Raw genomic sequence first — 14,141 nt, 5'->3', positions numbered from 1 at the left:
GGAACACCTTATTTTTTTAATTTATCGACAATTTCGTCGTATCTTGGACTATTTAAAAAGTTCTCAACCGATACATGAATTGCTTGCGGTGTCTTAACTTTTGCGCGTTCTGCCAATTCTTCTTGAGTGATGATTAGTACACCCTCTTCATCAACTAAATTATTAATCGCCGAGTTAGTAACAGACATATCTAAACCTGCTTTCTTAACTTTGTTGCGTAAAATAGATGCACCCATAGCACTTGAACCCATCCCAGCATCACAAGCAAAAATAATACGTTTAATCGTTCCAACACTTACATCAGTTTCAACTAAATCGGAAACAGTTTCGATTGTTTGACCTTTAGATTCAGCTTTTAAAGCTTGAGTAGCTGCAACTTGTCCTTCAAAATCATCTTCATCTGTTGTTTTGTCTGCTTTTAAAATAACCATTGCTACTAGGAATGAAACAATTGCTCCAACTGCTACCCCGGCAATTACTGGGAAATAGCCATCTCTTGGTGTCATTGCCAACACAGCTAAAATGGAACCTGGTGAAGCTGCAGCGACTAAACCTGCGCCTAAAATTGAGAATGTAAAGGTTCCCGCTACGCCACCTGCAATTGCTGCAAAAAATAGTAGCGGTTTCATCAAAATATACGGGAAGTAAATTTCATGAATACCTCCAACAAATTGAATGACTGCTGCGCCTGATGCTGAAGCGCGAGCAGAACCTTTGCCAAAAAACATATATGCGACTAAAATACCAAGACCTGGCCCTGGGTTTGCTTCTAACAGAAATAAAATTGATTTCCCTGTTTCAGCTGCTTGTTCGACCCCTAAAGGTGTTAAAATCCCATGATTTATCGCATTGTTTAAGAATAAAACTTTTGCTGGTTCAATAAAGATATTAGCTAGCGGCAATAAGCCAGCATTAACAATCACTTCAACACCATTGGCCATTGCTTGACTTAGTGCTGTTACGATTGGACCAACTCCAAAATAGGCAATAATAGCTAAAATAAATCCAATAATTCCACTTGAAAAATTATTTACCAACATTTCAAAACCTGGTTTGATTTTAGCCTGAAAGACATCATCAAATTTTTTCGCGCAATACCCGCCCAAAGGACCTAATAACATGGCACCAATAAACATTGGGATTTCCGAACCAACAATGACTCCCATTGTGGCAATTGCTCCAACAACGGCTCCTCTTTGACCGTAAACCATATTTCCTCCTGTATACCCAATCAATAACGGCAATAAATACGTTAACATTGGACCAACCATGTTAGCTAACTCTGCATTTGGCCACCAGCCCGTTTCAATAAATAAAGCTGTAATAATTCCCCATGCAATGAAAGCTCCAATATTCGGCATAACCATTCCACTTAAATAGCTTCCCATTTTCTGAATAATTGCTTTAATTCCTTTTTTTTCTCCATGCTTCTGTGCCATTTGTTTTTCCTCCTTTTTAAATTAGAAAGCTTCTTGAGCCAGTTAACGCTAGCAGAAAGATAAGAAAATACACGCAAAGTATCTTTTGACTTTGTAGGGATTTTCTCTTCTTTTCGAAGAGTTGGCTCATAAAAGCTGACCTAAATTAGAAAACCATTCGTTTCTTACTGCCTCATCATAAAGCCAAATGAACGCGTTTCCAATAAATAGAAGAGGCAATTTTGTCACAGACATTTGTGACAAATCCCTATCAACTAGTCTTAACACTATGGTATATAAGCATTTCTAACAGCTCTTAGAAAATCTTCTATTTTTTTCACAAATTTCTTCAACTCAAAAAAGCAGTTTTAAAAGCAATTTTTTACTCATAATTATTTAGTAGTAAATTAACTATTTATTTACGACTCTTTATATTACAATATCCTTATAGGTGTTTTAGATTACCTAATTGAAAAAAGGGGGAAAGTGCTATGGCTAAAAGTTATTTATATCCTAGAAAGAAGAAAAAATTCACAAAAATTAAAGCTACTTTACTTATATGTATTTTGCTTATTTTAGTTTTAATGAGCTTTTATTTTTATAAGACCACAATCAAGAACCAAACAATAGTTTTCCAATCTCCAGTTGTTTTTGTGGAAAAAGATCAGCAAAAAAAGACTCTTTCAGCTCCATCAAGGATTTCTACTTTTAAAGAGAATTCTTTTGAAATTTCAACAAAGCAGATAGTAGACAACAATGAGACAAATAATCAAAATAAAGTGATTGTTTTCGATCTCACAATTACAAACAATAGTAAAAAAGATAGTACTTTTTCAGATAATGATTTTACATTAGTCCAAGGGGGGACCCATTTTACTGGAAATATGTCGGGTTTGACTGATAAAGAGACTTTCAATTCTGAAGTGATTAAACCAAAGACAACTTTGACACGTTCGGTTGCTTTTTCGGTTCCTGCAAACATCGCCGAAAAAAAAGAGTTTGATTTAATTATTTCCAATGATAATTGGGCAAATCAACAAACGACCATTCACATTACAAATTAAAAAAGGCTAAAATTCAGAGTTTACAATCTCTGGATTTTAGCCTTTTTTACTAATCCTATTTATCTTACGTTTTAAATAATTGGCAGACAGTCGCTTTTCCATCTTTAATTTCAACGGTTGCACGCGCACCATTTATCCATGTAATTTGTGGTGGGACATGGCCGCAGTCAACATCATACACAATTGGAACGCCAAGTTCTTTTTCCAGATCCTGATACAATTCCTCTACTGTATAACCATCTTGCGGTAAATTGGCGTCACTACGCCCAAATAAAATTCCGCTAGTTGAATCAAACCAACCAGCTAACTTCATTTGAAGCAAACTTCTTCTTAAATCTGGTAAAGTTAATTCGCAATTTTCTAAATACCATAAAATGGGTTCATCTAAAAGTTGCTCTTTTTGGAATTTTTTTACGTCGCCGTAGGGAGTTCCAATTAAACTCCGAATGACATCTACACACCCACCTAATAAACGTCCATTTAAAGTTTTTTTCGTTCCCGACACTAACTTCCATTGCGTTTTATGTGTTAAATCAAAAATCATTTCTGTCGGTTCTTCAAAATTCCAGTCTTTTTGATACCTTTCAGAAGAAAATTGCTGAACGGTTTGGTTGACTTTAGTTCCTAAAACTTCTAGCCATTTTCCAGTTGTGTTATCCGTTCTCTCCCCTCTTAAATCGATTAAATTAGTACCATGCGCAGTTGCAATTCCAGTATTTAATGTAATAGCAAGTAGTAACATGCTTGTGTCTGAATAGCCTAAAATCCATTTAGGTTGAACAGCTGAATAATCGATCAAATCAATAATTTCCAAGAGCAATTCTCCGCCCCATGGAGGAATAATTAAATCAATATTTGGATCAGTCAGCATCCGATTTAACTCTTCGGCTCTTTGATAGGCTGGTGCAGATTTCAATTTGCTGTGCATCCAAGGAGTTTCCCCACACTGAACAGCAAAACCTCTTGCCTCCATACGTTCAATTGCTTCTTTCAAAATTGGATGGAGCTCTTTTTTTACTCCAGATGATGGAGCTGTTATGCCAATTGTTCCATTTCTTTTTAAAATCGGATAGTTTAACATATCTAATTTCCCCCTTAATATGTAGTATCGTCTTTTCATTATAGCTTACTTACTAAAAAATTAAAAATAGTAAAAATCATAACATTCTATCCGTTTATTTGATACAATAAACCTACTAAAGAAACTGGGGGAATACTATCTTGACTGATTTAAATTATCTTTGGAAAATAAAAATTGAAGAATTGCCTTTTGGAGCAGAAGGTGCTGTCCTAGAAGCAATGCATGACTATCCTAAAGGAAAAACAATCTTATTGCCGCCTGCCGATTGGAATGGCGATTCAGAAGAAGAATTCTTTTTTGACCCCATCGGTTTTAAACACAAATTGATTGCTTTATTCCATCACTACGCTGCTCAAGCGACAACTATTATGGAAGCTAATTTAACATTTCAAGAGCGAGCAAATCAAATTATTAAACTAGATGCTACTCTTTATACAATTCTTTATTACTATTTAAACCAAGAGCATGATGCTTCTACTCTTGATTCTTCCGATATAGAAAGGTTAATCTTAATGTCTACGGATCTTTATTTTAAGCCAACTACTTCCACTAAAAATGACTGGTTAAATCAACTTAACCAAGCTAAATTTTTGAAACTTTAAAAGACTGGGAAAATTTCACTTAATGATGAGACTATTACTTATTAAGCGGCTCTTTTTTATGCTCAGGAATATTTTGATTGACAACTAAATTGATTCTTAAGTTATTTTTGTTGCTTATTCTGTCCACATAAAAAAAGATGCGGCTTTTAATTAAAATAGCGGCACCTTTTCTTATCATTCCTGACTAGGAACTCATTTTATATCAGTTCATTTGTTCTTGTCTTTCTTTAACATTGTCTAATATTTTGATTAACATTTCTGCATTTTTAGGAATCGTGATCACAGAAATTCGGTCATTTTTTTCAATTACCAAGTTCATTTCAGTTACTTTAACATTTTCAATTGCATGTAATTTTATATAGTTTAAAGCAACGTCACATTGGTTTATATAATTCGTTTTTCGAAACAAGATACCAACCCTTCCTCAGTTATTTAATATAGCATAAAATTAAAAAAATGGCGAATGATATGATTATTATCCACTATAAAATAATTTCAGAAAGCACTAAATATAATTCAATACCACTCCCACTCTTTAAGGAGACTACCCTATGAAATCTGCTGAAGAACTTGCCCATTACTATGTAAAAAAGAAAACTTTAACTGGACTCTCAATTGAAAAATATATTTCTATTTACCAAAGAATATCTCACTATACAATTCCAAGTGACGTTATTTTATTCTCGTTTTCCGGATTTCAAAAACGGCTGAATCCTTATCACCATGAAGGCTTCTTTATCTATGTATTAACAGCTGATTATTTGATTGCTTTAGATACTTCTGAAAAGCTGCTAGACCAAAAATTCCCTTTAAAAACAATGACTAAATTAAGTAGTCAACCTGGCTTGTACTATAGTCATTTGACCCTAACAATCAATCACCAACTTTATCAAATTGATTCACCCGTAATAGAAGAATTTATTATTTATTTAACTAAATTGCTTCCAGCATACACAATTAAACAAGCTACTTTAGAAAAAAACGAAAATTCTGAGGCAGAACGTAAAGCCTTAGAAACTAACCAGTCAGCCAAAGAAAATTGGTTGATTACTTTATGTTTTGGTCAATCTAGATCTAAAAAATTATCACTAGCTGTAGAACTAGCCAAAAAAACTGCCACTTATTATGAAGAACACATGCTGGATAATAAAAAAAGCTTTCAAGCCAGTTATACAAAGGAACATTATCTGAAATTTGTTGAGCTATATGAGATAGTAGGTTTATGGAAATCCACTTCAATTAAAATTCAACATGTCCCCATAGAACGATCAATAGTTGGCGGTTTAAATTATTGTTATGGAGACAAATTGAAATCTAACAATAATGGTTTCTGTTTTGGTGCAAGTGCTTATACGAATAATCCTTTTGGTTGCCACCGTTTAAAAATTAGTGTTGGAAACCATCCTTGGTGGTCATTTGGGCGTTATAACGATGAAAAAAATTGGGTAATTGATAAAATAGCTTTGAAAAAAAGAATGTTAGAACAAGCTCAATCTTATCTGTATTGCCCTGCCTTTGATTTAGAATACAGTTTGCTTGTACTGGATGCTTTACCTAAGTTCCTTAATCCAAAAAAAGATCAAGAAAATTGGATTTTTTATAATGATTCTGTTTTACCAAAACGTCCGGATGAAGAACGAATTGAGTCAAATAATCATTTTATAGATCACTAAACTTTACTTAAAAATAAAAATGCCCACGAGGTTATTTTCTCGTAGGGCATCTTAAGTAACACAGTCAAAGAATTTCTAGCTTATTATTCTTATTTACTGCCATCAAAATTATTAAAAATTTCAATAATTTTATCTTTATCTGGATGTTCAGAAGCAATTAATATAAAATTACCGTTGACTTCAACTGGGATTTTAGCAATTCCTTCAATTTCAAACTCTTTATTTTTAGTGATTTCTTTAAGCTTTTTATCATTTTTTTCAAATTGATAAATTTCAATATTTTTATTATTTACTGGTAATGCAAAACCTTCTTTAGCCCCAATAAATTCTGCCATTTTTTCTTCACGTTCACCAAGATCATATTTTTCCTTCTTTAAAGCTTTTTCAAAATTTTCAAAAGTTAAGGCTTCTTTTTTTGGTACCTTAGAATCTGCATTCCCACAAGCGATTAATCCAACTGCTAGAAACAAAAACATCATTAACACTAAACTTTTCTTTTTCATTTATCCATAACCTCCTAAATATAATAAATTTAATTATATCATTTCGATATACATAAATATATAGATAACAAAGCTTACTCTAAATAAATTATGACACTAGTGCATATGTCTCATAGGACTAATCCGCAACTGATTTTTATTCTTTATTAGTATTTGATCTTCGTCAGTTATAGGATGCTACTGATTATACTTTTTATATTTGAGACATATAAAACACACAAAAACAATCCCCCTTTAGTATTAACCTAAATTAGTACTTATGTGTGATTTAACAACTTTTTCTAAATGGTAAAATTAAGTTACACATGAGGAGGTAGTTTGCATGGAAAATAAATTAAACAGTTTTCATTTGAAAGTCATTGCCATTATTGCAATGCTAATTAATCACATTGGGAGTGGTTTCAGATTATTTGAGTATTCAGAATCATTATTTTTTTTCACGGAATTTATTGGAAAATTAACCTTTCCAATAATGGCCTTTTTACTTGTTAAGGGATTTCATTATACAAAAAATGTAAGGAAATATGCTTTTCGATTAACTTTTTTTTGGATTATTTCAGTTTATCCATTTCACATGTTGCATTATCCAAACTCGCCATTCGACTTGATTGAATTGGTGAATAATATCTTCTTTACTCTTTTTATAGGGCTTATCTTACTCGTTCTATATGAAAAAACCAACAATCAATTCGTTCACATCGGATTAGTTATTATTTTTACTTTAGCCACATTTATGTCAGATTGGAATTTATTTGGAATATTAATGATTTTTGGATTTTACGTGATCAAAAATGACAAGTTGAAAAAAATAATTCCTCCAGTTTATACAACCGCTTTTTTATTCTTAATTATGTTAATTGGTTATCTGGTTGCACCAAGTTCAGTCCCTTGGTATGAAATGTTTTCAACTTTAGGTGTGCTTATGACAATCCCATTATTGCTCAATTATAATGGACAACGTGGCTATTCTCCTAGCTGGATTAAATGGGGCTTCTACCTATTCTATCCTCTTCATCTTATCGTTTTAGTTCTAATTAGAGCATTGATATAAGTTGAATCTGTATTTAGCAAGCTGATTTATCCTAATAAGGTAAGTTAGCTTTTTTCATATAAAAAAATTCCCACGAGTTTAATCTCTCGAATGAAATTTATTTCTCAATTTTTTTCGTTTTGTTAATCTCTCTGCTTCAGTTAGCGTGAAATAAACCTTCGTTTTTGATTTCCATTTTGGCTTAACCTCTTGGGTAGTTAAAACGTCATCATGTTCAGCGAAGTAATGAATCATCTCATAGAACAATTTTTCGTTTGTACCAACTTTAGTACCAACTAAGATTTTATATAGCTTAGTCATTTTTTTACCTCCCTCAGATAACCAATTTCTTTAGCGTATTCAATTATTTCTAACTGGCTTGATTTATCGTAACCCCAATGTTCGCAATCCAAACCTCGATAACCTTGCTTTCCATGAACCTCCTTGCCTAATCTAATGAATTCGCTAAATTCCAAGACTAATGCTTGCAACGTTCCACCATGCGAAAACCCATGCGTAAAATATTTATTTTGATAAGCATAAATATGATCTTTAGTGTAATCATCAACTATATATATCACGTCGCTAAAACAGAAATGTAAATACTTTTGTTTCTGATTTAGAAATTAATTTATTTCTATTATGGAAACATGTTAAAATAATATTGCTATTATAGAAAGGAAGGTGATATTTTTGGATATCGGAGAACGAATCACTGAACTTAGAGAAAATAAAAATATGACTCAAAAAGAACTTGCAGATAAAATCAAGCTTAATAAAAGTGTTATGAATAGAATTGAATCTGGTGAAAGACCAATAAGAGAAACGGAATTATCATCTATTGCTGATGCTTTAGAAGTTAGTACGGACTACCTTTTAGGTAGAATTGAACCAGAAAAAAAGTATTATGAATTAACGGATAAAGATGAAAAAGATATCTCTGAACGATTGCAAGCTATGATAGAAGATTTGGAGAACAATGCACACTACTCAAAAGAAAATGGAGAAATGGACGACAACACTAGAGAGCTATTAATCATGTCGCTTGAAAATTCGTTGAGAATTGCTAAACAAGAAGCAAAAAAGAAATTTACTCCTAAAAAGTATCGAAATTAGGTGACTAAATGAGTTTAGATATTATTGATAAAAAATTACATTTATTAGTTAATAATCATCAAACCAGAGACCCATTTTAATTAGCTGATAAACTAGGTGTAAAAATTATTATGGAAGATTTAGGTGGCATATACGGATATTACAATAAGGAATTGCGAATTAAGTTTATTCATTTGAACAATAATATAAGTAAAGATTATTTGAACTTCACATGTGCACATGAATTAGCTCACTCAATATTTCATTCAAATTCCAATACTCCTTTTCTTTCATCGCAATCATTAACTTCGTCTTTAAAAATAGAAATGGAAGCCAATTATTTTGCTTCTAATTTGAGAATTGACGGATCGCATGAAGGCTTAGGAATCGATAATAAATATACAATATTAGATTACTACAACCTCCCCCTTGAAATGGAAAGGTTTCTATACAAATAAAAAAAGCTCTAACAAGTCGTGGGGACTGATTAGAGCAGATAATATTTTGACAAATATATTATAACATAACTGGAGGAGAAAAATGGAAATTTTAGGAGCATTTTCACTTTTAATTGGTTTTTTAGCTATTGTAGTAGGTATTTGTTTGTTCATTATTGGATTTATTAGAAAAAATTCAAAGGTTAAACGTAATACTGGAATTTTAGTTGCAGGATTTGCTATCTTTATTTTTGGTATTATATTACTACCGAAAAATTCTGAAAGTAATGAGGCTTCATCAGCTCAAAAAGATACTAATAAAGAGAATAGCAGCGAAGTTGCAATCTCTAGCGAAAGCAGTACTTCTGATTCTAGTGCTGTAAATGAAGAATTAGTAAAAATGTTAGAAGAATCAGAAGCCGCTAACAAAGATCTTTCAACCTATAGAACAGACGTGACATTTGAAAATCTTGCACGAACACCCGATAATTTTCAAAATGAAAAAATAGTATTAAGTGGTGAGGTAATTCAAGTAATGGAAGACGCTTCTGAAACACAGTTACGCTTAGCAGTAAATGAAAATTATGATACAATCGTTCTTGTTAAGTATGGTAAAAGTATTGTTCAAGAAAGAATTTTGGAAAATGATATAATTACAATTTACGGTTCTAGCAATGGATTAATTTCATATGAATCAACTATAGGTGGCACTATTACAATACCCGCTGTAACTGCTTATATCATTAATAGATAAAAGATTAGCCTTCGGGCTTTTCTTTAAAAATAAAAAAGAACATACATTCGTATTCAGTTAAATAAAATCCATAAATTCATTTTAAAATAAACTTAAATACGTGAATTTTTTCATCATATTCCGTACTTCGAAAGGACGAATTCATATGCAAGGTTCGGTTAGAAAAAAAGGTAATAACTGGTATTACACTATCGAAGCTGCTCGTATCAATGGTAAAAGAAATAGAATTGAGCGAGCTGGTGGTAAAACTAAAAGTGAAGCATTGGAAGCCATGAGAAAAGCTATAAGTGAATACGAGACAACTGGCCAAGTAGTAGATTTATCTGATATTTCTGTTCATGATTATTTTAACTTTTGGTTTGATAGTTATGTTGTTCTCAACTTAAAATATAATACTCAAGAAAATTATAGAGGGATCATTGACAATCATATTTTGCCTAAAATTGGTATGTATAAACTAAAATCAATAAAACCCGCTATATTGCAGGAACTTATAAATGACAAATTTAAAGAAGGCAAAGCAAAACAGACGATTGAAATAATTGGAACTGTCTTGAAAGGCGCTTTTAAAAAAGCTGTCTACCCTCACCAATTAATTAAAGAAAACCCAATGTTCTATGTTGAGATGCCAAAACATGATGTAAATATGAAAAAAACAAAAGATGACCTAAAAATTTTCACCTATTCCGATTTTAAAAATATGATTGACTTCATTCAACCAAATAATTCTTTTTACATTCCTATGATGATTGCATTTCATACAGGATTAAGACGTTCTGAAGTTTGTGGTTTAACCTGGGATAATATTGATTTTGAAAACAAAACTCTTTCCGTTGATAAAATTATGATAATGAAGAAAAAAGATATATCAATAGGCACTCCAAAAACGCAGTCATCATATAGAACTATTTCACTTGGTGATTCTATTATTTCTATTTTTCGTTTGTCAAATTAAGCTAGACAAATCATCTTTACCTACGTAACTCAAAAATACTTCCAATGGTGTGCGATAGTGTAATGATTTTCTAGGAATATGATTTCGTTTTGATGCCACCGATTGGATAAAGGTTTCGGATACCTCATTAAAATCCATAGCTTTATATAAGCCATCTTTACGTAATAAGCCATTCGAATGTTCATTTAGTCCTCGTTGAGAAGGTGTTCCTGGATCAGCGAAATAAATCGAAATATCATTGGTATTACTAATCTTTTTCCAATTCGAGAACTCTTTTCCACAATCAAATGTGATGGATTTAAACAAGTGTTTCGGTACAGATTGAAACCATTGATTCAGTCTATTCTCAATATCTATAGCTTGCCTACCAGCGGGTTTCAAGGTGATGATCACTTTAGATAATCGCTCAACTAACGTGATCACCGCACTTTTATGTTTTCCACCGACAATGGTGTCACCTTCTAGGTGACCAAACTCATGATTGAACTGTATATAATCAGTTGTTCTATCCTGAATCGAACGGCGAAAAGCTTGTTTTCCTCTTTTTTCTTTATGTCCGTTTGGTTTTCTTTTCCCTTTCATTGGTAAATCGTGAGGGTCAAAGGTTTTATCTTTAAACATCCGATATAGTGTACGTACCGAACAAGCAATAGGAAACTCTGCTCGACCAATAAGGACATCTGGAGTCCACCCTTGAGCCACCTTTTTTTGAATGTATTCTTGTTGCCCATCTGGTAACACAATTGGACGTCTTCCGCAGTTACGTTTGTTTTTCTTATATTGTTCATAGTAGCTTATTGCGCTTCCACCAGATTTAAGAAAACGATAGACATTATAAATGGTTTGTCGAGAACGTTGTACTAGATGGGCTACTTTTGAAACAGAGTGTGATTGATTGAAATAAGCTTCTATCATTACGAGTTCAGTTGGTGTAAGATGGGTATAGGTCATTTGTACTCACTCCTTATAATTCTTTCGACGGAACTATTTTGAGTGTAGCACAAATGACTTTTTTAGTTGTCTAGCTTAATTTTACAATTGGCGATTTTAAAAATATGGAGTAAAAGGCAGAAAGAAAACAAAATATTTTATGGCCAACATTATACTATTACTGATTTTGTATGTACTAAAGAAAATGGTGATCCAGTAACACCTAATAGCATCAAATGGTCGTGCGGATATGTAAGAAAAAATATTGATGTAGATTTCAGTTTCCACTCTTTTCGGCACACTCATGCTACTATGTTATTAGAAAATGGTGCTAAACCAAAAGAAATACAAGCTAGATTAGGCCACTCACGAATTTCAACTACTTTAGATACCTACTCTCACATAACCGAAAAAATGAAGAAAGAAACGGTCGACATTTTCGAGAAAATGTTGAAAGACAATGCATAGAATAAAAAAACTTCCGACCAAAAATTAAGTAAATTTCTTTTTGGTCGGAAGAATGGCGGAAGAACATTAATATTCTCCCTGTATTATTAAATTGTTTTCAAACAAACCCTTACTACTTCTTAGGTTGATCCTCGTCCATTTTCAGAACAGCCATGAAGGCATCCTGAGGTACTTCAACCGAACCGATTTGTTTCATGCGTTTTTTACCTTCTTTTTGTTTCTCAAGCAATTTACGTTTACGTGAAATATCTCCACCATAACATTTTGCTAATACGTTTTTACGCAAAGCTTTAATTGTTGAACGTGAAAGAATTTTATTTCCAATCGCTGCTTGAATTGGAACTTCAAACTGCTGACGTGGAATTAATGATCTTAATTTCTCAACAATAATTTTACCACGTTCGTAAGCAAAATCACGATGTACAATAAAGCTTAATGCATCTACTTTTTCAGAATTTAACATGATTTCCATCTTAACCAATTTACTTGGACGGTAACCAATCAAATCATAATCTAAAGAAGCATAGCCTTTTGTACTTGATTTTAATTTATCAAAGAAATCATAAACAATCTCAGATAATGGAATTTCATAGATTACATTGACACGGAACTCATCTAAATAGTCCATTGTAATAAATTCTCCACGCTTACGCTGTGCAATCTCCATTACAGCTCCAACGTAGTCATTTGGTACCATAATACTCGCTTTAACGTAAGGCTCTTCAACAGAGTCAATAACCCCTTGTTCAGGCATTTCTGCCGGATTGTCCACCACAACTTCTGAACCATCAGTCAGATTCACATGATAGATTACTGACGGAGCAGTTGTAATCAAATCTAAATCAAATTCACGTTCTAAACGTTCTTGAATAACGTCCATATGCAAGAGTCCTAGGAAACCACAACGGAAACCAAAACCTAATGCTTGAGAAGTCTCAGCTTCAAATTGCAAAGCCGCATCGTTTAGTTGCAGGCGTTCTAATGCTTCACGTAATTCATTGTAACGGGAAGAATCAATTGGATACAAGCCGCAATAAACCATTGGATTCATTTTACGATAACCAGGCAAGGCTTCTGTTGCTGGATTATTTGCAAGTGTAATAGTATCCCCAACTCGAGTGTCTTGCACAGTTTTTATACTAGCCGTAATATAACCAACATCCCCGACCATTAAGAAATCACGTTTAATTGGTTTTGGTGAGAAAATCCCCACATCAGCAACTTCAAATGTCGCTCCATTGCTCATCATTTGAATCTTATCGCCAGATTTAACCACACCCGACATAATGCGGACATTTAAAATAACTCCACGGTAAGAATCATAGACTGAATCAAAGATTAAAGCTTGTAATGGAGCATCTAAATCGCCAGTTGGTGCTGGAACTTTTTCAACAATCTGTTCTAAAATATCTTCAATCCCAATACCAGCTTTAGCACTCGCTAAAACGGCATCACTGGCATCAATTCCAATCACATCTTCAATTTCTCCACGAACGCGCTCTGGATCGGCGGCGGGTAAATCTATTTTATTAATAACTGGAATAATTTCTAAATCATTATCTAAGGCTAAATAAACATTGGCCAGTGTTTGTGCTTCAATTCCTTGGGCAGCATCAACCACTAAAATAGCTCCTTCACAGGCCGCTAAACTTCTAGAAACCTCGTAGGTAAAATCGACGTGTCCAGGAGTGTCAATTAAATGGAATGTATAATCAATTCCATCTTTAGCTGTGTACGTTAGTTCAACTGCATTTAATTTAATTGTAATCCCACGTTCTCTTTCTAAGTCCATAGAATCTAACAATTGTGCTTGCATATCACGATTAGCTACCGTATCCGTTTTTTCTAAAATACGATCGGCTAACGTAGATTTTCCATGGTCAATATGGGCGATAATCGAAAAGTTTCGGATTCGCGATTGACGAATTTTCATTTCATTTTTGTCCATCTAATTTATTGCCTACTTTCCTTTATTTAATCAAAAGTGTCACTGTAAATTATACCAATGAAATAGCTTAAATACAAGAAAAGTTGCAGTTAAGGGGCTTACTCAATGTAAAAAAGCACAAGTAAACCAATTTCCAAGTAAAAGTTTACATAAAAAAAGATAACTTGAAGAAAAATCCTCAAG

15 protein-coding genes and 2 pseudogenes are annotated in these 14,141 nt (G+C 32.9%); 9 read left to right on the top strand and 8 right to left on the bottom strand.

Annotated features, from left to right (window positions below; all coding sequences use genetic code 11):
• Window positions 1–8: 8 nt before the first annotated feature.
• Window positions 9–1,439 (bottom strand): PTS mannitol transporter subunit IIBC, encoded by a 1,431-nt coding sequence (locus tag BR77_RS02220; protein ID WP_015076480.1) that lies wholly within the window; start codon window positions 1,437–1,439, stop codon window positions 9–11.
• Between the two features lie 470 nt (window positions 1,440–1,909).
• Here BR77_RS02220 and BR77_RS02215 point away from each other — a divergent pair, with 470 nt between their 5' ends.
• Complete coding sequence (locus BR77_RS02215) at window positions 1,910–2,482, top strand: DUF4352 domain-containing protein (protein ID WP_015076481.1); 573 nt, start codon at window positions 1,910–1,912, stop codon at window positions 2,480–2,482.
• 64 nt (window positions 2,483–2,546) lie between these two features.
• Here BR77_RS02215 and BR77_RS02210 read toward each other — a convergent pair whose 3' ends face one another.
• Window positions 2,547–3,563, bottom strand: coding sequence for a S66 family peptidase (locus BR77_RS02210; protein ID WP_015076482.1), 1,017 nt, complete (start codon window positions 3,561–3,563; stop codon window positions 2,547–2,549).
• Window positions 3,564–3,703: 140 nt separating this feature from the next.
• Between BR77_RS02210 and BR77_RS02205 the strand changes: the two genes are divergently transcribed.
• Window positions 3,704–4,165 carry a hypothetical protein gene (locus BR77_RS02205; protein ID WP_015076483.1) on the top strand — a complete coding sequence of 154 codons (462 nt, stop codon included), beginning with the start codon at window positions 3,704–3,706 and terminating at the stop codon, window positions 4,163–4,165.
• Window positions 4,166–4,367: 202 nt separating this feature from the next.
• On the opposite strand, the gene BR77_RS02200 is transcribed toward BR77_RS02205, so the two are convergent.
• On the bottom strand, window positions 4,368–4,574 hold the full coding sequence (locus BR77_RS02200; RefSeq protein ID WP_010053137.1) for a hypothetical protein: 207 nt from the start codon (window positions 4,572–4,574) through the stop codon (window positions 4,368–4,370).
• Window positions 4,575–4,716: 142 nt separating this feature from the next.
• Between BR77_RS02200 and BR77_RS02195 the strand changes: the two genes are divergently transcribed.
• Window positions 4,717–5,838 (top strand): hypothetical protein, encoded by a 1,122-nt coding sequence (locus BR77_RS02195; protein ID WP_015076484.1) that lies wholly within the window; start codon window positions 4,717–4,719, stop codon window positions 5,836–5,838.
• An 89-nt stretch (window positions 5,839–5,927) separates the two neighbouring features.
• Here the strand turns inward: BR77_RS02195 and BR77_RS02190 are convergent, their stop codons facing one another.
• On the bottom strand, window positions 5,928–6,341 hold the full coding sequence (locus BR77_RS02190; protein WP_015076485.1) for a hypothetical protein: 414 nt from the start codon (window positions 6,339–6,341) through the stop codon (window positions 5,928–5,930).
• 322 nt (window positions 6,342–6,663) lie between these two features.
• Here BR77_RS02190 and BR77_RS02185 point away from each other — a divergent pair, with 322 nt between their 5' ends.
• Window positions 6,664–7,392, top strand: a complete 729-nt coding sequence (locus BR77_RS02185) for a TraX family protein (protein WP_016356458.1) — start codon at window positions 6,664–6,666, stop codon at window positions 7,390–7,392.
• Window positions 7,393–7,470: 78 nt separating this feature from the next.
• Here the strand turns inward: BR77_RS02185 and BR77_RS02180 are convergent, their stop codons facing one another.
• Both BR77_RS02180 and BR77_RS18955 read right to left on the bottom strand, forming a co-directional pair.
• Complete coding sequence (locus tag BR77_RS02180) at window positions 7,471–7,692, bottom strand: hypothetical protein (protein WP_015076488.1); 222 nt, start codon at window positions 7,690–7,692, stop codon at window positions 7,471–7,473.
• Window positions 7,689–7,952 (bottom strand): hypothetical protein, encoded by a 264-nt coding sequence (locus BR77_RS18955; protein ID WP_185751405.1) that lies wholly within the window; start codon window positions 7,950–7,952, stop codon window positions 7,689–7,691. The genes BR77_RS02180 and BR77_RS18955 overlap by 4 nt, the downstream gene beginning before the upstream one ends.
• A gap of 103 nt (window positions 7,953–8,055) precedes the next feature.
• On the opposite strand from BR77_RS18955, the gene BR77_RS02170 reads away from it, so the two are divergent.
• From BR77_RS02170 to BR77_RS02155, 4 genes and pseudogenes are all read left to right on the top strand, one after another.
• The gene (locus BR77_RS02170; RefSeq protein ID WP_231857770.1) at window positions 8,056–8,487 is read left to right on the top strand and encodes a helix-turn-helix domain-containing protein; all 432 of its coding nucleotides are present in this window, start codon (window positions 8,056–8,058) and stop codon (window positions 8,485–8,487) included.
• Between the two features lie 95 nt (window positions 8,488–8,582).
• Window positions 8,583–8,924 (top strand): annotated as a pseudogene (locus BR77_RS02165) (ImmA/IrrE family metallo-endopeptidase); the annotation flags it as partial.
• 82 nt (window positions 8,925–9,006) lie between these two features.
• Window positions 9,007–9,657 carry a DUF308 domain-containing protein gene (locus tag BR77_RS02160; RefSeq protein ID WP_015076492.1) on the top strand — a complete coding sequence of 217 codons (651 nt, stop codon included), beginning with the start codon at window positions 9,007–9,009 and terminating at the stop codon, window positions 9,655–9,657.
• A gap of 145 nt (window positions 9,658–9,802) precedes the next feature.
• Window positions 9,803–10,612 (top strand): tyrosine-type recombinase/integrase, encoded by an 810-nt coding sequence (locus BR77_RS02155; RefSeq protein WP_236700871.1) that lies wholly within the window; start codon window positions 9,803–9,805, stop codon window positions 10,610–10,612.
• Here the strand turns inward: BR77_RS02155 and BR77_RS02150 are convergent.
• A complete protein-coding gene (locus tag BR77_RS02150; RefSeq protein ID WP_035063802.1) occupies window positions 10,604–11,563 on the bottom strand; it encodes an IS30 family transposase in 960 nt (319 codons plus the stop codon). The two genes, BR77_RS02155 and BR77_RS02150, sit on opposite strands and share 9 nt — an antisense overlap.
• Window positions 11,564–11,650: 87 nt before the next feature.
• On the opposite strand from BR77_RS02150, the pseudogene BR77_RS02145 reads away from it, so the two are divergent.
• A pseudogene (locus BR77_RS02145) lies at window positions 11,651–12,010 on the top strand (tyrosine-type recombinase/integrase); the annotation flags it as partial.
• Between the two features lie 112 nt (window positions 12,011–12,122).
• Here BR77_RS02145 and lepA read toward each other — a convergent pair.
• Window positions 12,123–13,958, bottom strand: a complete 1,836-nt coding sequence (gene lepA / locus BR77_RS02140) for a translation elongation factor 4 (RefSeq protein ID WP_010053131.1) — start codon at window positions 13,956–13,958, stop codon at window positions 12,123–12,125.
• Window positions 13,959–14,141 lie beyond the last annotated feature (183 nt).

The sequence above is a fragment of the Carnobacterium maltaromaticum DSM 20342 genome (genome assembly GCF_000744945.1).
Classification (GTDB): domain Bacteria; phylum Bacillota; class Bacilli; order Lactobacillales; family Carnobacteriaceae; genus Carnobacterium; species Carnobacterium maltaromaticum.
The sequence above is the reverse complement of the archived record's forward strand: the minus strand, read 5'-3'. Positions and strand labels throughout refer to the sequence as shown.